Source organism: Mycobacterium sp. ITM-2016-00316 (assembly GCF_002968335.2).
Classification (GTDB): domain Bacteria; phylum Actinomycetota; class Actinomycetes; order Mycobacteriales; family Mycobacteriaceae; genus Mycobacterium.
In genome coordinates this window covers 1,888,490-1,905,384 of record NZ_CP134398.1, presented here as the reverse complement: position 1 = coordinate 1,905,384, position 16,895 = coordinate 1,888,490, and the positions used below count along the sequence as shown (strand labels likewise).

General features: G+C 69.7%; 16 protein-coding genes. 10 read left to right on the top strand and 6 right to left on the bottom strand.

Annotated features, from left to right (window positions below; genetic code table 11):
* Positions 1–7: 7 nt before the first annotated feature.
* Together C6A86_RS09090 and pgm are read right to left on the bottom strand one after the other, a co-directional pair.
* Entirely contained in the window at positions 8–1,276 is a 1,269-nt protein-coding gene (locus C6A86_RS09090; RefSeq protein WP_105366069.1) for an MFS transporter, read from the bottom strand.
* Entirely contained in the window at positions 1,273–2,907 is a 1,635-nt protein-coding gene (gene pgm / locus C6A86_RS09085) for a phosphoglucomutase (alpha-D-glucose-1,6-bisphosphate-dependent) (RefSeq protein WP_105366068.1), read from the bottom strand. The genes C6A86_RS09090 and pgm overlap by 4 nt, the downstream gene beginning before the upstream one ends.
* Positions 2,908–3,001: 94 nt before the next feature.
* Between pgm and C6A86_RS09080 the strand changes: the two genes are divergently transcribed.
* A complete protein-coding gene (locus C6A86_RS09080) occupies positions 3,002–3,694 on the top strand; it encodes a hemerythrin domain-containing protein (protein WP_105366098.1) in 693 nt (230 codons plus the stop codon).
* A gap of 88 nt (positions 3,695–3,782) precedes the next feature.
* Here the strand turns inward: C6A86_RS09080 and C6A86_RS09075 are convergent, their stop codons facing one another.
* Positions 3,783–4,505 carry a TetR/AcrR family transcriptional regulator gene (locus C6A86_RS09075; protein ID WP_233213244.1) on the bottom strand — a complete coding sequence of 241 codons (723 nt, stop codon included), beginning with the start codon at positions 4,503–4,505 and terminating at the stop codon, positions 3,783–3,785.
* Between the two features lie 120 nt (positions 4,506–4,625).
* Here C6A86_RS09075 and C6A86_RS09070 point away from each other — a divergent pair, with 120 nt between their 5' ends.
* A complete protein-coding gene (locus tag C6A86_RS09070; protein ID WP_105366097.1) occupies positions 4,626–5,483 on the top strand; it encodes a lysophospholipid acyltransferase family protein in 858 nt (285 codons plus the stop codon).
* 106 nt (positions 5,484–5,589) lie between these two features.
* On the opposite strand, the gene C6A86_RS09065 is transcribed toward C6A86_RS09070, so the two are convergent.
* Positions 5,590–8,868 carry a BTAD domain-containing putative transcriptional regulator gene (locus C6A86_RS09065; protein ID WP_105366066.1) on the bottom strand — a complete coding sequence of 1,093 codons (3,279 nt, stop codon included), beginning with the start codon at positions 8,866–8,868 and terminating at the stop codon, positions 5,590–5,592.
* Between the two features lie 47 nt (positions 8,869–8,915).
* On the opposite strand from C6A86_RS09065, the gene crcB (C6A86_RS09060) reads away from it, so the two are divergent.
* From crcB (C6A86_RS09060) to mbtN, 6 genes are read left to right on the top strand one after another with little or no spacing between them, the layout of a single operon-like run.
* Positions 8,916–9,311, top strand: a complete 396-nt coding sequence (crcB, locus tag C6A86_RS09060) for a fluoride efflux transporter CrcB (protein ID WP_105366065.1) — start codon at positions 8,916–8,918, stop codon at positions 9,309–9,311.
* A 26-nt stretch (positions 9,312–9,337) separates the two neighbouring features.
* Positions 9,338–9,682, top strand: coding sequence for a fluoride efflux transporter CrcB (gene crcB, locus C6A86_RS09055; RefSeq protein WP_233213251.1), 345 nt, complete (start codon positions 9,338–9,340; stop codon positions 9,680–9,682).
* On the top strand, positions 9,679–10,728 hold the full coding sequence (locus C6A86_RS09050; RefSeq protein WP_105366063.1) for a DUF190 domain-containing protein: 1,050 nt from the start codon (positions 9,679–9,681) through the stop codon (positions 10,726–10,728). The genes crcB (C6A86_RS09055) and C6A86_RS09050 overlap by 4 nt, the downstream gene beginning before the upstream one ends.
* Positions 10,729–10,783: 55 nt before the next feature.
* Complete coding sequence (locus C6A86_RS09045; protein WP_105366062.1) at positions 10,784–11,053, top strand: acyl carrier protein; 270 nt, start codon at positions 10,784–10,786, stop codon at positions 11,051–11,053.
* A 17-nt stretch (positions 11,054–11,070) separates the two neighbouring features.
* Positions 11,071–12,645 (top strand): long-chain-fatty acid--ACP ligase MbtM, encoded by a 1,575-nt coding sequence (mbtM, locus tag C6A86_RS09040; protein WP_105366096.1) that lies wholly within the window; start codon positions 11,071–11,073, stop codon positions 12,643–12,645.
* Positions 12,642–13,823, top strand: coding sequence for a mycobactin biosynthesis acyl-ACP dehydrogenase MbtN (gene mbtN, locus C6A86_RS09035; protein WP_105366061.1), 1,182 nt, complete (start codon positions 12,642–12,644; stop codon positions 13,821–13,823). The genes mbtM and mbtN overlap by 4 nt, the downstream gene beginning before the upstream one ends.
* 11 nt (positions 13,824–13,834) lie before the next feature.
* On the opposite strand, the gene C6A86_RS09030 is transcribed toward mbtN, so the two are convergent.
* Positions 13,835–14,464 carry a GNAT family N-acetyltransferase gene (locus C6A86_RS09030; protein ID WP_105366060.1) on the bottom strand — a complete coding sequence of 210 codons (630 nt, stop codon included), beginning with the start codon at positions 14,462–14,464 and terminating at the stop codon, positions 13,835–13,837.
* A 90-nt stretch (positions 14,465–14,554) separates the two neighbouring features.
* Between C6A86_RS09030 and C6A86_RS09025 the strand changes: the two genes are divergently transcribed.
* Positions 14,555–14,749, top strand: a complete 195-nt coding sequence (locus C6A86_RS09025) for a hypothetical protein (protein ID WP_105366059.1) — start codon at positions 14,555–14,557, stop codon at positions 14,747–14,749.
* Positions 14,750–14,774: 25 nt separating this feature from the next.
* Entirely contained in the window at positions 14,775–16,418 is a 1,644-nt protein-coding gene (locus tag C6A86_RS09020; protein ID WP_233213242.1) for a patatin-like phospholipase family protein, read from the top strand.
* On the opposite strand, the gene C6A86_RS09015 is transcribed toward C6A86_RS09020, so the two are convergent.
* A complete protein-coding gene (locus C6A86_RS09015) occupies positions 16,415–16,810 on the bottom strand; it encodes a DUF2237 family protein (protein WP_105366058.1) in 396 nt (131 codons plus the stop codon). The two genes, C6A86_RS09020 and C6A86_RS09015, sit on opposite strands and share 4 nt — an antisense overlap.
* Between the last annotated feature and the right edge of the window lie 85 nt (positions 16,811–16,895).

The window sequence follows — 16,895 nt, the reverse complement described above, 5'->3', positions numbered from 1 at the left end:
CAGCTGGTCAGGGCACCTCGCCGCCGGCCTCTGGGCCCAGCGGGCGGACCGGGGTGTGCTCGGCGGGCGGCCGGCCCCTGGTCTCGGGGGCGAACACCCAGGCCAGCGCGGCGACCAGCAGGATCGCCCCGCTGATCACGAACGCCCAGGAGAACGAGAAGTACTGCGCGATCAACCCCACCAGCAGCGAGCCGCCGATCGAGCCGACGTCGGCCATCATCTGGAAGGTCGCCACCGCGGTGCCGCCGCGCGATTTGTTGCCGACCACGTCGGCGACCGCGGCCTGCTGCGGTGAGACGAAGATCCCCGTGGCCGCGCCGGCCACATAGGCCGCGGCCAGGAAGACCGGCAGCGAGGTGGTGTAGCCCACCAGCGCCGTCGACACCGCTGCCAGCGTCAACCCGAAGATCAGCAGCTTGCGCCGCCCCAGCTTGTCCGACAGGTACCCGCTGGGGATGACGACCGAGATATTGCCCACCGCGAACGCCGTCAGCGCCAGCCCGGCCGCACCCGGGCCCCGACCCAGCACCTCCACGACGAACAGCGGAACCAGCGCGATCCGCAGCCCGAACGATGCCCACCCGGTGGCGAAGTTGGAGATCAGCGCCGCCTTGTAGGCCCGATGCGCGAACACGGTGCGGAACGGCACCGGCGGGGCCTCGTCCTCGTCCGAGCGGCCGGCGATGGTGGAATGCCGCAGGCTGACGAACACCACGGCGGCGGCGACCAGCAGCGCGGCGCCGTAGATCAGGAACGGCGCAGACAGGCCGAACCCCACGGTCAGGCTGCCCAGGACCGGCCCGCCGACCGAGCCGATCATGAAGCCCGACGAGAACAGTCCGGCGACCCGGCCCCGCGCATCGGCCGGCGAGATGCGGATCAGCAGGCCCAGCGAGGACACCGTGAACATCGCCGAACCGAGACCGCCGAGGGACCGGAACAACAGCAGCTGCCAGTAGCTTTCGGCCAGTGCGCAGGCACCGGTCGAGAGCGCCACGATGACCAGTCCGCTGATGTAGACCTTGCGCTCGCCGAGCCGCTGCACCAGAAATCCGGCCGGCGGTGCACCGATCAGACGCAGCACGGCGAAGGCGGTGATGACAAACGTCGCGGCGGCAATACTGACCCCGAAGTGCCGGGCGTACTGCGGTAGCACCGGCGCCACCACCCCGAAACCCAGCGCCACCACGATATTGGCGGCGACCAGGACCCAGACCTCGCGCGGCAGCCTCCGCTTGGCGTCAGCCGGACAGTCTTCCTCCGCGGTAGAGCTCACCCGATGACTGTATTCACCACATCTTTGGCGGCCTCCTGCACCTCCGCCAGATGCTCGGGTCCCTTGAAGGACTCCGCGTAGATCTTGTACACGTCCTCGGTGCCCGAGGGCCGGGCGGCAAACCAGGCGTTCTCGGTGGTGACCTTCAGCCCGCCCAGGGCCGCCCCGTTACCGGGCGCGCTGGTGAGCTTGGCGGTGATCTTCTCCCCGGCCAGTTCGGTGGCGCTCACCTGCTCGGGTGACAGCTTGGCCAGGCGGGCCTTCTGGTCGCGGTCGGCCGGGGCGTCGATGCGTGCGTAGGTGGGCGCCCCGTACTCGGCGGCGAGTTCGGCGTAGCGCTGCGACGGGGTGGACCCGGTGACCGCGAGGATCTCCGAGGCCAGCAACGCCAGGATGATGCCGTCCTTGTCGGTGGTCCAGGTTGAGCCGTCGGTCCGCAGGAAGGAGGCGCCCGCGCTTTCCTCACCACCGAAACCGATTGTCCCGCCGATCAACCCGTCCACGAACCATTTGAAGCCGACGGGCACCTCGACCAGCTCGCGGCCCAGCCCGCCGACCACCCGGTCGATGATCGAACTGCTCACCGCGGTCTTGCCGACCGCGGTGGTACCCGGCCAGCCCGGGCGGTGGGTGAACAGGTAGTCGATGGCGACCGCCAGGTAGTGGTTGGGGTTCATCAGCCCGCCGTCGGGGGTGACGATGCCGTGCCGGTCGGAGTCGGCGTCGTTGCCGGTGGCGATCTGGTACTCGCCGATCTTGCCGATCAGCGAGGCCATCGCGTTCGGCGAGCTGCAGTCCATCCGGATCTTGCCGTCGGTGTCCAGCGTCATGAACCGCCACGTCGCATCGACCAGCGGGTTGACCACGGTGAGGTTCAGATTGTGGGTCTCGGCGATGGCGCCCCAGTAGTCGACGCTGGCGCCACCGAGCGGATCCGCCCCGATGCGCACCCCCTGCGCGCGGATGGCGTGCAGATCAACCACGTTGGGCAGATCCGCGACGTAGGCGTTGAGGTAGTCGTGGCGCTGGGCGACCTGCAGGGCGCGCGAGAGCGGGACCCGCTTCACCGAGCGGATGCCGTCGCGCAAGATCTCGTTGGCCCGCTTGGCGATCACACTGGTGGCGTCGGTGTCGGCGGGGCCGCCGTTGGGCGGGTTGTACTTGAAGCCGCCGTCGCGCGGCGGATTGTGCGACGGGGTCACCACGATTCCGTCGGCCAGGTCGGTGTCGCGGCCCCGGTTGAAGGTGAGGATGGCGTGGCTGACCGCCGGTGTCGGGGTGTAGCGGTCGGCGGCGTCGATCATCGCCACCACGTCATTGGCCGCCAGCACCTCCAGCGCCGACGCCCAGGCCGGCTCGCTCAGGGCGTGGGTGTCGCGGCCGATGAACAACGGGCCCGTGGTGCCCTGCGCGGCGCGGTACTCCACGATCGCCTGGGTGGTGGCAATGATGTGCGCCTCGTTGAAGGCCCCGTCGAGCGCGGAGCCGCGGTGCCCGGACGTCCCGAACGCCACCTGCTGCGCGACGTCATCGGGGTCGGGTTGCACCGTGTAATAGGCGGTGACCAGATGTGCGAGGTCGACGAGATCTTCGGGCTGTGCCGGCTGACCGGCTCGCGGATTGGCCACCATGACACCATCCTTGCCTACCCGCGGCACCGGTGTCTCGCCGTAGTGCAAGCCGGTCGCAAGTTCGTCGCAAGTGGGCCGTTACAAGGTTGCCGGCATGAACAATTCCGCACGATCAGCCCACTCCGCAGACAACATCGGTCGTCCCGCCGATCCGGCGCCCGACCTCAGCGGGATCACCCTGACCCACCGCGCCATGGTCACCGACACCCGGCGCCTCGCCGAGCTGACCACCGCCGTCGCCCAGCGCCGGCTGCCGTGCGGTCCCCCGCGTGCCAAGGCCTTGGCCCGCTATGTCGCGCTGATGTGTGAGTCGATCCACCATCACCACACCATGGAAGACGATGTGCTGTGGCCGGTGATCGAGGCCTGCGCGGGTGACTTCATCGACCTGACGGAGCTGACCGAGGATCATGCCGCGCTGGATCCGCGGTTGGACCGGCTGCGCGTCCAGGCCGCGGCCTTCGGGCGGTCCGCCGACCCGGAGCTGGCCCGGCCGCTGGCCGCCGGGCTGACCGATCTGCACCAGCTGCTCCAGGCGCACATCGCCGACGAGGAACGCGAACTGTTCCCGGTGATCCGCCGGTACGTCTCGGTCGAGGACTGGGAGGCGATCGAGAAGGCGGCCCGGCGCAGCGGGCGGTTGTCCTTCGAGGGGCCGCGCATCCTGGGAGTGGCCGATGATGCCGAGCGCGCGATGATCGCCGCCAGTGTGCCGGGCCCGCTGATGCTGCTGCTGCGTTTCTTCTCCGCCCGGCACCGCCGCTTCGAGCGCGCGGTATTCGGCTGACTCACCCGTTGATTACGGGGTGAAACTCGCGTACCCGGGGTGAATCCGCCCGCGGGAACCCCGGGTACGCGAGTTTCGCCAACGAAGGTCAGTCGACGGTGGGTGCTCCGCCGATCAAGAGCAGGGCGCTGTCCCGGCCCTGCCTGAGGAACTCGATGATCTCGGCCGCTGCCGAGCGCAACTGCTTGTCGCTGGCCCGCTCGGGTCCGAGCAGCGCGGTGACCGCGGCACCGAGGACGCCGAGGGGGTCGGCGGGCTGGGGCCGCGGCGCGGGGTTGACGACGGACATCGCGATCCCGGTGACCAGCCCGTGCAGGGCAAAAGCCTGATCGTTTGTCTCCCAATCATTTCGGGCCAACGTGTGACGGCGCCACACCGGAAGCACCGCACCGATCACCGCGCCGGGGCCGAGCGTGTCATTCAGTGCCACCGAGCGCGGATGGTCGGCCAGGACGCCGAGCAGATCTTCATCATGGCGCTGCATGGCGGCCAGCAGTGGCTGGCTGACCGCGACCTCGAGCATCATCGGGCAGAACCGGGATGGGCGTGCAAGGTCGGGATCGTCGCCAATGCGTCCGATCAGATCATCAAGCAGTCCCAGGAAGCCACGTCCGACCAGGCCGATGAGCAGATCCTCTTTGGTCGGCCAGTACAGATAGACGGTGCCCTTCCCCACGTGTGCGCGTTTGGCGACGTCGGCAACGGTGAAACCGCGTGCGCCCCTTCCCATGAGCAACTCGCCGGCCGCCGACAGAAGTCGGGCCGCTTTCGCCGAGTGCTGCTCGGGCAGGCCGACCGCCGGGGTGCTCACCGCCATGAGTCTAATGTCCGATCGATCAGGCAGGACCAACTGACCAGAATGGTCGTTTGGTCAGTTCTTCGGTACGGTGAACATCGAGACGCGATGTACACACTGGGGCTGGGAGACGACATGACCACGAATCCGCGTGCTGATCGACCGAGCCGAATGCACGCGATGCAGCACGCCATATTCGCGGTGGCAGATGCGGTCGCACCGCTGGTGGATGCGTCCCGGGTCTATGTCGACGGGCTGCACACCCTGCCGCGAGACGGCAGGTTCCTGCTGGTCGGAAACCACACGACCGCCGGCTGGGTCGAGGTTGTCTCGATTCCGTATTTCGTGCACCGCGAACTCGGCGTGCGCGTCCGAGGGCTCGCCACCCGTCAGCTTGCCGATATGAACGGAGTGCTTCGAGACGTGTTGGAGGCGGCCGGGGCGGTCGTCGGCGACCCCGAGACCGGGGGTCAACTGATGCGGCAGGGCGAGACGGTCCTGGTCTTCCCCGGGGGCGGCCGGGACATGCTCAAGTTCAAGTCCGAGGAGTACCAGTTGCATTGGGAGGGACGCAACGGATTCGCGCGGCTGGCCATCGCACACGACTACCCGATCATCCCCGTCGGACTGGTGGGCGGCGACGACGTCTACGGCAGCTTCGTCGAACGCGATGGCACCTGGGAACGGATGACCCGCGGCCTCGGTGAACGTCTGCACGGTGTCTCCGGCGTCGGGATCCCCCTCATTCGCGGAGTGGGCCCCACCCTGGTGCCGCGACCGCAGCGCATGTACCTGAAATTCGGATCCCCAATCGATACGAAACGGCCCGCGAACGCAAACGCCGAAGAGTGGGAAGCCACCGTCAAGATGCGCTCACAGACGGCACTGGAGGCGACACTGGCCGACCTTCTGGCGATACGGCGCAACGACCCGTTCCGCAACCTGAATCCGCTCGCCTGGAGAAGGGCCGTGCGCCCGGGGTGCACCACCTGACGGAACCAGCGGTTGGCGGTACGTCCGCTGTGGTCCGCCGAAACTCGCGTACCCGGCGTCGGCGCGGCCGAAATGACGCCCGGTACGCGAGTTTCGCCAACGAAGGTCAGTCGATCAAGGCTTGGGCGGCCGCGCGCAGCCGTTCGGTCAGCTCCGCCGCGGCCCGCCGGTAGCGCGCGGCACCCGCGGCATCGCCGGTGGCCTCGGCGACGGCGGCCAGCGCGGCGTCCACCGGGCCGGTGAGCAGAGTCCCGTTGTCGAGGCCGGCGAACCGCCCGGAGTACGGCAGCAGCTCCGCCGCGGTGGCGGTCGCGACGGCGAGATCGCCCATCGCGACGGCCGCATGGGCCCGCAGGGTCGCCATCGCGACGAAGTAGAAGGATCGCTCGATCGGGACGCGCTGCGCCCAGATCTGCTGGGCCTCTTGGGTTCTGCCCGCCTGATGCAGGGCGATCGCGGCGCCGTCGGCGATGATGCGGGACACGAAGCGGTGCACGGCGACCAGATCGTCGGCCATCGGGGCGAGGCTGCCGCGCACCAGGTTGGCGCTCACCCGGCCCACGATGCCGATATGCGCCCCGTTGGCCACCCCGTATTCGGCCAACTTCGCCGAGACGGCGATATAGGCCCGCTCCCCCTCGTCGGCCCGGCCGGCCAGCACGGCCAGCTGCGCACCGAAGGCGTCGAGCACACCCAGCAGGAAACCGAGCTGGCCGGTACCGGCGCGCGCCACCGCCTGGTCGGCGTGCGCGGCCGCACCCGCCAGATCCGAGCGCCCGGACGCGTCCAGAAACGCGAACCAGTGTGCCACCGCCTGATAGTCGATGGCATCGCAGGCTTCGGCTACCGAGAGTAGCTCGGCGACAACGCTTTCCCGCTCGTGGGCCAGGTCGGGGCCAAGGCAGGAAAAGGCCCGCACGTTGAGCGCCGCACACAGCAGCCGCTGGTTGCCGGCCGGATCCTGCGCATGCACTGCCCGGGCCAGTGCCAGCGCCTCCTCCCCGGCGGCCAGCGCCGAATCATGTTCCACACCCTCCAGTTCGGTGAACAGGGTCAGCAGCAACCGGGCACGCACCTGCGGGGCCTGTTCACGGTTCAGCACCCGCCGCAGCGGGTCGACGATGGCGTGGTCGATGAGGTCGCCGTCGCGGACCCGCCACACCAGCGGGCTGTCCGAGGCGGTCAGCGCCTGCACCGCCAAGACGTCGTGGGAACCGACAGCAACCATGGTGTGGTGCAACTCTTCCCGCGATCCGATCGCATCACCGGCCTGGGCGAGTGCGGCGATGAGACCGCACCGGGCGGGTACCACCGCCGAGCGGTCCGCGCCGGCCAGCTCGAACATGCGCACCGCGGCCCGCCACTGCCGGGCGGCTTCCACCGGCGCCCCGACTGCGTCGGCCTCCCTGGCCGCCTGTATCACGAGAACCGCTGCCTCGGCGGCGGTGTCGGCGGTGGCGGCCGCGACGGCGTGGTAGGCCAGCGAGGCCGCGTCGGCACCGCGCGGCCGCAGCAGGTCCAGCGCCGCGGCATGCAGCCGGGACCGGCGCAGCACCGAGGTGTCCTCGTAGAGGGTGTCCCGGATGAGGTTGTGCGCAAATCTGATCCGTCCGGGCACCGGTTCGTCGAGCAGGCCGGCGAGTACCGCGGGTTCCAGCGCATCGAGCAGTTCGTCGTCATCGCTGCGGGCCAGCTCGCCCAGCAGGGTGATATCGACCTCGCGTCCCAGCACCGCCGCCTGGCGCAGCGCGGTCGCGGTCTGCGGTGGCAGCCGGGCCAGCCGGCGGCGGACCACGTCCCCGACCCCGGCGGGAATCCTGCCGTGGGCGGCGTCGACACCTTCGGCGACCATCAGCCGGGCCAGTTCCCGGACGAACAGCGGGTTGCCACCGGTGCGGTCCCGCAACAGCCGCAACGTTTCCCGGGTGACCGCGGGCAGCCCGCAGTCGATGGCCAACGCGGTCAGCGCCGCATCGTCCAGACCGGACAGCGTCAGGTGCGCCGCGGTGTGATTGGCCAGCGCGGCCCGGGCCTGGCCCAGCTCGGCACCGGATTCCGAGGGCCGGTAGGTGCCGATGACGAGCACCCGCCCCGAACCGAGACGGTCTGCGGTCAGCCGCAGCAACTCCAGTGTCAGACCGTCGGTGCGGTGCAGGTCGTCGAGCACGATGAGCAGTGGTGTCCGCTCGGCCGCCTGCCCGAGCACCTCGGCCAGCGCATGCGCGATCCAGAACGCGGAGCCCTCCGCGGTTGCCCGGCCGTCGTGCAGCAGCGGCGCCAGCGCACCGGCCTGTCGCGGCGGCAGTGTGGCGGCGAAGGTTTCGAGCACCTCGGTCCACGCCCACCCGGGTGGCGCGCCGTCGACCTCGGGGCTGCGCCCGGCAACGACCGTCCAACCGGCGTCGCGCAGCCGGGCCGCCGCCGCGTCGACGACGGTGGTCTTGCCCGCACCGGCCTCACCGCCGATCCACACCACCCGCAACCCACCGCGCACCGCGGTGGCCGCGGCTGCGTCGATGGCGGCCAGTTCATCGGCGCGGCCGCGGGTGGGGCTGGCCTGCGGGGCGTCATGGGGCGGCGACACCGGCGCCGGCGCGAGTGCGATGGGATCCAGGTGATCGGCGTGGCGCAGGATGTCGCGTTCCAGATCCCGCAGCGCCCGACCGGGTTCCAGGCCGAGCTCCTCGGTGAGGTAGGCGGTGGTGCGGCGCAGCACGTCCAGGGCCGCGGCCTGATGACCGCAGCGGTACCGGGCGACCGCCAGTAGGCAGGCGGCCGCCTCGCGGTCCGGGTGATCGCGCACATGCGGTTCCAGCACCCGGGCCACCACACCGTGCTGTCCGAGGGCGGACTGGGCCGCGGCGTGGGCCTCGGTGACGGACAGCCGCAGCTGGGCCAGCCGAGCCACCTCGGGGGCCGCCCACAGCGCGTCGCGGACCTCGCCGTAGGGATCACCGGTCCACGCGGCGACCACATCCTCCAGCAGCGGCGCCCGCTCCACGGGATCGTTGTTGTGTTCGGCCGCGGCGATCCTGGCTTCCAGCGACCACACGTCGACGGCTTCGTCGGGTAGCCGCAGGCAGTACCCGGGGGCGGCACTGACGATCACCCGGGCCGCGGCGCGACGTTCACGGCCGGGTTCGAGGACCCGGCGCAGATGCGAGATGTAGGCCTGCAGCGCCGCCAGCGCCTTCGGCGGCGGTTCCCCGGCCCACAGGTCCTCGATCAGCCGGTCGACGGACACCACCTCGCCGTGCGCCAGGACCAGCCGGACGAGCACCGACCGCTGTTTGGGTCCGGCCAGATCGACCGGGTCACCACCCACCCACGCCCGGACCGGTCCTAGTACGGAGATCCGCACCGGGAGGAGATCCTGCGCCGTCATGGTGTGCCGACACTATCGGTACGGCCGCCGGGCTACATACTTTGCGTGTGGCGATCACCGACCGGCGGGAAGTGGCTGCGGTGTTTCTCGGCGGCGCGCTGGGGACGCTGGCGCGCGCCGCGCTCAGCCATGTCCTCGCGGTGCCGCCGGGGCACTGGCCGTGGGCGACGTTCATCGTCAACATCGTCGGGGCCGCGCTGCTCGGGTACTTCACCACCCGGCTGCTGGAACGGCTGCCCGCATCGGGGTACCGCCGTCCGCTGTTGGGCACCGGGTTGTGCGGCGGGCTGACGACGTTCTCCACCATGCAGGTCGAGGTGCTGGTGATGCTGGAGCACGGTCACCACGCGCTGGCCGCCGGCTACACCGTGGTCAGCATCGGACTGGGCCTGCTGGCGGCGCAGGTGATGACCGCGTTGGTCCGACGGGTGCGTGTCCGGTGAGCACGGTCGCGGTGTGGGCCGGCGTGATGCTGCTCGGCGGGGTCGGCGCGGTGTGCCGGTTGCTGGTCGACCGGGCGGTGTCGTCCCGGGTCACGGTCGCCGGCGGTTTCCCGGTGGGCACCCTCGCGGTGAATGTCAGCGGCGCCTGGCTGCTGGGTTTTGTCGGCGCGTTGACCATCAGCCCGCACGTGGCACTGCTGGCCGGCACCGCGTTTGTCGGCGCCTATACGACGTTCTCCACCTGGATGCTGGAAACCCAGCGGCTCGGTGAGGAACGCCGGGGACGGATCGCGGTGGCCAATATCGTGCTCAGCGTCGCGCTGGGACTGGCGGCGGCCTGGCTGGGCCAGCTGATCGGACGGGCACTGTGAGTGCCGAACTGCTGAAGCTGACCGCGTACTTCGGTGAGCGGCTGCGCGGTGATCGCGGGTTCGCCGCCGATGAACTGCTCGATCTGATCGGCACCGAGCAGGTGGCCGACAGCGTGGTGCTGCGCGGCATCGGCGGATTCGGGCCCAGCCATCAGCTGCGCACCGACCGTTCGCTGTCGGCGTCCGAGGATCTGCCGGTGGCGCTGGTCGCGGTGGACACCGCCGATCGCATCGCCGGCCTCGCGCCCACCGTGGTGGCCGGTATCGCGCGCGGCATCGTCACCCTGGAACGGGCCGGGACCGGCGTCGACGGTTCGGGCGCGGCAAAGCTCACGCTGTACATCGGGCGTCAGACCCGGATCGGCGGCCGGCCGGCGTACCGGGAGATCTGCGCGGTGTTGCACGAGCTCGGATTCGCGGGCGCGGCAGTCTTTCTCGGGGTCGACGGTACCGAGCACGGCGCGCGCCGGCGAGCCCGGTTCTTCAGCGCCAACACCGAGGTGCCGGTGATGATCGTCGGGTCGGGCACCGACGGACAGGTGACGGCGGCGTTGCCGCGCCTGCGTGAACTGCTGCCCGCCGCGGCGATGACGGTGGAGCGACTCCAGATCTGCAAGCGCGACGGACGGCTGCTGGACCGGCCGGCGACCCTGCCCGCCGCCGACGCCGACGGCGTGCCGCTGTGGCAGAAACTCACCATCCACACCTCCGAGGGCACCCGGCACCACGGGGTGCCCATCCATCGCGCGATCGTCGACGTGCTGCGGGCTCGACAGGCCGGCGGCGGCGCCACCGTGCTGCGTGGAATCTGGGGCTTCCACGGCGATCACGCGCCGCACGGCGACAGACTGCTCCAACTCGGACGTGAGGTCCCCGTCACAACCGTGGTCGTGGACACCCCGGCCCGGATTGCTGCGTGTTTCGACCTGATCGACCCGCTGACCGCGGTTCATGGCCTGATCACCAGTGAAGTTGTGCCCGCACTGGTCTCGATTGACGGGGGCGTCACAAAGGGCGACACGAGACTCGCCCGCCCGTCGCCCTGAGGGCACATTCGGTAAGCCTACCCTGAGTAAATTCTCAGGTGTAGGGTCGCCGAACATGGAAATGTCACAGCCCGAAGCGGTCAATCCGGAGCTCTTGGCCATCCTGCGCGACGATCTCAACATCGACGTCAGCCGGGTGTCGCGGGACTCCCGACTGGTCGACGATGTCGGCATGGATTCGGTGGCCTTCGCCGTCGGCATGGTCGCCATCGAGGATCGCCTGGGCGCCGCGCTGTCAGAGGAAGATCTGCTCAGCTGCGAGACCCTCGGCGACCTGGAAAAGGTGGTCCTGGCCAAACTGCCCGCGGATCAGGCGAACTCGTGACGGCGGCGCCATGGGGGCTGGCGCAGGCGCTGACCCATGCGATGACCTCCACGGACCGCGCGCTGGCGGTGCTCGACACCGGCGCAGGCACCTGGACCCGTCACCCGTGGGGTGAGATTCACTCGCGCGCCGAGAATGTCGCCGCCCGCATCTGCGATGACGGCGCCGCCACGATCGGCCTCGTCGGCGATCCCACCGCGGAGTTCATCGCCGCCATCCCCGGCGCCTTCCTGGCCGGTGCCGCCGTGTCGATCCTGCCCGGACCGGTGCGCGGTGCCGACCCGAAGCGCTGGGCCCGCGCCACCATGGAACGGTTCGACCGGGTCGGGGTGCGCACCGTGTTCAGCCACGGCGCGCCGCTGCGTGAGCTGGCCGGCGTGCAGAGTGCCATCGCGGTGCACGATGTCGGTGCGGTCGCGCACGCGCAGCGCTCCACGACCCACAGCGGCGTGGTGACCGGCACCGGGACGGCCGTGCTGCAGGGCACCGCGGGCTCCACCGGAACCCCACGCACGGCGCAACTCTCGCCGGAGGCCGTGTTGGCCAACATCGGCGCACTCGTGCAGCGCGTCGGGGTCACCGACGCCGACTGCGGCCATTCCTGGCTGCCGCTCTACCACGATATGGGCCTGTCCTTCGTGCTCACCATGGCGCTGGCCGGCGCCGAGCTGTGGCAGGCGCCGACATCGGCGTTCTCCGCATCACCGTTCGGCTGGATCAAGTGGCTCACCGAGAGCCGGGCCTCGCTGACCGCGGCGCCGAACATGGCCTACAACATCGTCGGCAAGTACGCCGGCCTGATCAGCGAGGCCGACTTCTCGAATCTGCGCTTCGCACTCAACGGCGGCGAGCCCGTCGACTGCGACGGCAGCCGGCGCTTCGCCGCCGAGATGGCCAAGTTCGGACTCGACCCCGGCGCGCTGGCCCCGTCCTACGGCCTGGCCGAATCCAACTGTGCGGTAGCGGTTCCGGTACCCGGGCACGGTCTGCAGGTCGACGAGATCAACATCGTCACCGATGACGGTGGCTACGTCCGCAAGCACGCGGTGCTGGGTGAGGCCATCCCCGGTATGCAGATCCGCATCGCACCCCACGAACGGTTTTCCGGCGATGTCGCCGACCGCGAGGTCGGCGAGGTGGAGATCCGCGGCACCTCGATGATGAGCGGTTACCTGGGCGAGGGCACCGTGGATCGCGAAAACTGGTTCCCCACCGGGGATATCGGCTACTTCCTGGACGGCAGCCTGGTCATCTGCGGGCGCGCCAAGGAGATCATCACCGTCGCCGGGCGCAACATCTTCCCCACCGAGATCGAGACCGTGGCCGCCCAGGTCGACGGTGTCCGGGCCGGTGCCGTCGTCGCCGTCGGCACCGACGGACCGGCCACCCGCCCCGGTCTGGTGATCGCCGCGGAGTTCAAGGGCGCCGACGAGCCGGCCGCCCGCACCGCGCTGGTCGAGCTGGTCGCCTCCGAATGTGGCGTCGTACCGGCCGAAGTCGTCTTCATGCGACCCGGATCGCTGCCCAGAACCTCCTCGGGCAAGCTGCGCCGGCTCGAAGTCAAACGCAACCTGGAGAGCGCCGGACAGTGACCGCCACCATCGACACCGCCGAACCGACATCGCTGGCGGAGTTCCAGGAGCTGCTGGACCGGGTCTTCGACGACCAGGTCCGGGCCTGGACCGCCGCAGCCGAGCGCACCGGGAAGTTCCCCCGCGAGCTCATCGAATACCTAGGCGCCGAAGGGGTTTTCGCCGCCAAGTGGGGTGATTCGCAGCAGCCCGACGTGGCCAAGGTGATCGCGCTGGCGCTGGAACTGGGCAAGCTGGGATCGGCCGGTATCGCCGTCGGGGTCAGCCTGCACGACTCGGCCATCGCGCTGCTGCGCCGGTTCGGCCGCTCCGAGCATCTGCGCGACATCACCGAGAAGGCCATCCGCGGCGAGGTCGTGTTGTGCGTCGGCGCCTCGGAGGAGTCCGGCGGATCGGACCTGCAGATCGTCGAGACCAAGGTGCGCTCGGTGCGCGACGGGTTCGAGGTCAAGGGCATCAAGAAGTTCGTCTCGCTCTCCCCTATCGCCGATTACGTGATGGCGGTGGCCCGCAATGTCGACAACAATCCGGACAGCAGGCACGGCAACGTCGTCGTCATCGCCATCCCGCTGCATGATGCGGGCGTGCGGGTGCAGCAGCCCTACAACAAGGTCGGCGCCGGACCGCTGGACACTGCGGCGGTGCACATCGATACCTGGGTGCCCGCCGATGCGCTGGTGGCCAGGGCGGGTATCGGCCTGGCCGCCATCTCCTGGGGGCTGGCCCACGAGCGGATGTCGGTCGCCGGCCAGATCGCCGGCAGTTGCCAGCGGGTGCTGGGAATCACGTTGGCCCGCATGATGACCCGCAGCCAGTTCGGGCACACGCTGTACGAGCATCAGGCGCTGCGGATGCGGATGGCCGACCTGCAGGCACGGGTGGACATGCTGCGCCACGCGCTCACCGGGATCGCCGCAGGGGGGAAACTCGACCTGCGCACCGCGGCCGCCATGAAGGTGTGCGCGGCGCGACTGGGTGAGGAAGTGGTCTCCGAATGCATGCACATCTTCGGCGGCACAGGCTATCTGGTCGATGAGACACCACTGGGCCAGTGGTGGCGCGATATGAAGCTGGCGCGCGTGGGCGGCGGCACCGACGAGGTGCTGTGGGAGCTGGTCGCGGCCGCGATGAAGCCGGATCACGACGGCTACGAAGCGATGATGGGCACCGCTTCGTAGCGCCGGCGGCGTTACTTGTGCGCGGGGATGTCCTCGGGAGTGCGCGGAAAGACGTAGAGCGCCATCGTGCGATTGGCCATCTGGTGCTCGCCGAGGAAGGTGGCGCCCACGTACTCGACGAGCCGGCGCGCACCGATGTTGCGGTGGTCGGGATCGAACATGATGCGCCGGCACTCGGGTTCCAGGGCGAACATGTCCTTCATCAGCCGCGGCAGCATCAGCGGCGCGATCCCCCGGTTCACCAGTTTGGTGTCCGCGATCGCGGCGTGCATGCCGAGATCATGCGGGTCGGCGTCATAGCGGGTGGCGATGGAATCCTTTGCGGCCCGGTACAGCTCGACGTAGCCGATGTCCTCACCCTTGCGACTGGTGAGGAACGGCCGGGAGAACGACCCGGCCAGCTGGGCCTTGAGGTAGAGCCGCCAGCGCTCCGGCGGCCAGGCGTACTCCCAGGCCTCCGCGAGATGCGGAAGGTTCATCCACTCCGAGATCAGCTCGGCATCGGTGTCCGGGTCGACCGGCCGCGCAGCGTACGGCGCGGCGATATGGGGTATCTGCGGCGGGCCGACCCGGCGCACCGCGTCCGGGATGTCGGTGAGCTCGCGCGGAAGAATCGGCAGTGCCTCGTCAATGTCGATCATTTGATATGCGACCCTACCTAACCGCCCGAAGTTGGAGTGCTCTACACCGGCATGCTTCCCCGACCAGCTCCGCATTGCCATAGTAGGTACATGACGCGCGACCCGGTCGAAGAACTCCGCCGCTGGGAAGACTCCGGCGCGCACTGGCAGGTGGTGTCCCGGACCGCGGATCGGCTCACCATCGCGCTGCTGCGGTGCGACGGCGGGGAGGAAGTCGAGCGGCTCGTCTCCGATGACCCGGCGCTGCTGGCCTTCGTCGGTGGTCGGGATCGCTCCGAGGACTGAGCCTCGACACTTAGAGTGTCTGACTGTGCAGACCCCGTTCGCCGACGCCGAGCCGGCCGACTCCGCCGAAGAGCAGGAGAACGCCGAGGCACTCGGGGCGGACCTGCCCTCCGGTGAACCGGCGCTGGCGCTGCAGAAGATGGAGAACCGGCTGGTCCGGCTGAACCTGGCCCACCCGGACGTGCTGAACGCCGAGCAGGTCCGCAAGCTGCGCTACCTGCTCAACTTCGCCAAGCTGGCCGACTTCGAACCGGGTGCGGCCGGCCCCGGCGGGACGCGTGGGCGCGGCGACGTGGCGGTCGGTTCGGAGCTGAGGGGCTGGCAGTCCCGGGTGGTCGACGCCCTGCACGCACCGTTGCGTGAGCAGAAACACGGGGTGAGCGCGCTGACCGCGGCGCGCGAGGTGCTGACTGTGCTCGCCGCGGACCAGGACACGCAGCGGCGTTCGCTGGCCGACCGCCACGGCAGTGATTTCTCACTGCGCGAACTGGACGCGGAGGTCGGCAACAAGAAGTTGGTGACCGTACTCGGCGGCGGCGGTGGCGCGGGCTTCGTCTACATCGGCGGGATGCAGCGGCTGCTGGAGGCCGGGCAGGTGCCCGATTACATGATCGGCTCGTCCATCGGGTCGGTGATCGGTTCGGTGATGGCGCGGTCGTTGCCGGTGCCGATCCAGGAGTATGTGGCGTGGGCCAAGACGGTGTCCTACCGGTCGATTCTGGGGCCCGAACAGCTGCGCCGCAGGCATGGGCTGACCGGGGTGTTCTCCCTGCGCTTCGACCAGTTCGCGCACGCGCTGTTCACCCGCCCCGACGGTGAGCAGCTGCGGATGTCGGATCTGGGCATCCCGTTCGACGCGGTGATCGCCGGGGTGCGCAGGCAATCGTTCGCCGCGCTGCCCGCCAAGTTCCGCCATCAGGAACTCGCCGTGCTCAAGCTGCGCACCCTGCCCTTCCTGCCCATCGGTATGGGGCCCGAGGTGGCGGCCCGGCTGTGGCAGGCCGCGGCCTTCATCGATTCGCGGGTGGTCAAGGCGATCGTCATCGGCGGTGACGATCTGACCCGCGACGTCAATGTCGTTGACGCCGCATCATTCTCGTCGGCCATTCCCGGCGTGCTGCACCATGAGACCCGGGACCCACGGATGGTCCCGATCCTGGACGCGGTGCTGGCGACCCACGATGTCGCGGCGATCGTCGACGGCGGCACGGCCAGCAATGTGCCGGTGGAGCTGGCGTGGAAGCGGATCCGGGATGGCCGCCTGGGCACCCGCAACGCCTGCTATCTGGCCTTCGACTGTTTCCACCCGCAGTGGGATCCGCGGCATCTGTGGCTGGCGCCGATCGCGCAGGCCATCCAGCTGCAGATGGTGCGCAACCTGCCCTACTCCGACCACATCGTCCGGTTCTCACCCACCCTGTCGCCGGTGAACCTGGCGCCGTCGCGGGGTTCGATCGACCGGGCCTGCGCCTGGGGGCACAAACGCGTCGAGCGGGCCATTCCGATCACCTCGGCTCTGCTGCAACCGATCTGGTGGGAGGAGGCGACCCCGGCCGGACCACCCAGACGCGTCAAGGCGTCGGCGGCCGCACCGATGAGCGAGGTGCTCTCCGGGGTTGGGCGGCCGCGCAACCGATTCGAGCGCTGGCGCAACCGCTACATCACCTAGAGATCGCTGGCATCGTCGGGAACGTCGACGGCGTGCTCGGCGAGCGCCTCCAGCGGGACGACCTGCAGGGTGTTCTCGTGGGTGGACGCCATCACCACCGGGGCGGCGCAGCCGTCCTGATAGGCGCGCAGCCAGTTCACCGCGGTGACACACCAGCGATCCCCCGGTGTCAGTCCGGGAAACCGGTACTGGGGCATCGGCGTGCTCAGGTCGTTGCCGATCGAGCGCTGATGTTCCAGGAATTCGGCCGTCACGACCGCGCAGATGGTGTGCAGGCCCGCGTCTTCGGGGCCCGTCGAGCAGCAGCCGTCGCGGTAGAAGCCGGTCACCGGGTCGGTGCCGCACGGCTCCAGCGGTCCGCCCAGCACATTGAGTTCGGGTTCGTCGGGCATGTGCCCATCATGCTCCAAACGGTCCCAGACCGTTGACCGGCGCCCCGAACGTGCCATTGCTCAGCGGCATCTTGATTTCCCGGCG

Coding starts and splice junctions, on each gene's coding strand:
- pgm (WP_105366068.1), bottom strand. CDS start 2,907: ATGGTGGCCAATCCGCGAGCCGGTCAGCCGGCACAGCCCGAAGATCTC.
- C6A86_RS09080 (WP_105366098.1), top strand. CDS start 3,002: ATGAACAATTCCGCACGATCAGCCCACTCCGCAGACAACATCGGTCGT.
- C6A86_RS09065 (WP_105366066.1), bottom strand. CDS start 8,868: ATGACGGCGCAGGATCTCCTCCCGGTGCGGATCTCCGTACTAGGACCG.
- C6A86_RS09030 (WP_105366060.1), bottom strand. CDS start 14,464: ATGATCGACATTGACGAGGCACTGCCGATTCTTCCGCGCGAGCTCACC.
- C6A86_RS09015 (WP_105366058.1), bottom strand. CDS start 16,810: ATGCCCGACGAACCCGAACTCAATGTGCTGGGCGGACCGCTGGAGCCG.
- crcB (WP_233213251.1), top strand. CDS start 9,338: ATGCTGCTCGGCGGGGTCGGCGCGGTGTGCCGGTTGCTGGTCGACCGG.
- C6A86_RS09070 (WP_105366097.1), top strand. CDS start 4,626: ATGACCACGAATCCGCGTGCTGATCGACCGAGCCGAATGCACGCGATG.
- C6A86_RS09045 (WP_105366062.1), top strand. CDS start 10,784: ATGGAAATGTCACAGCCCGAAGCGGTCAATCCGGAGCTCTTGGCCATC.
- C6A86_RS09025 (WP_105366059.1), top strand. CDS start 14,555: ATGACGCGCGACCCGGTCGAAGAACTCCGCCGCTGGGAAGACTCCGGC.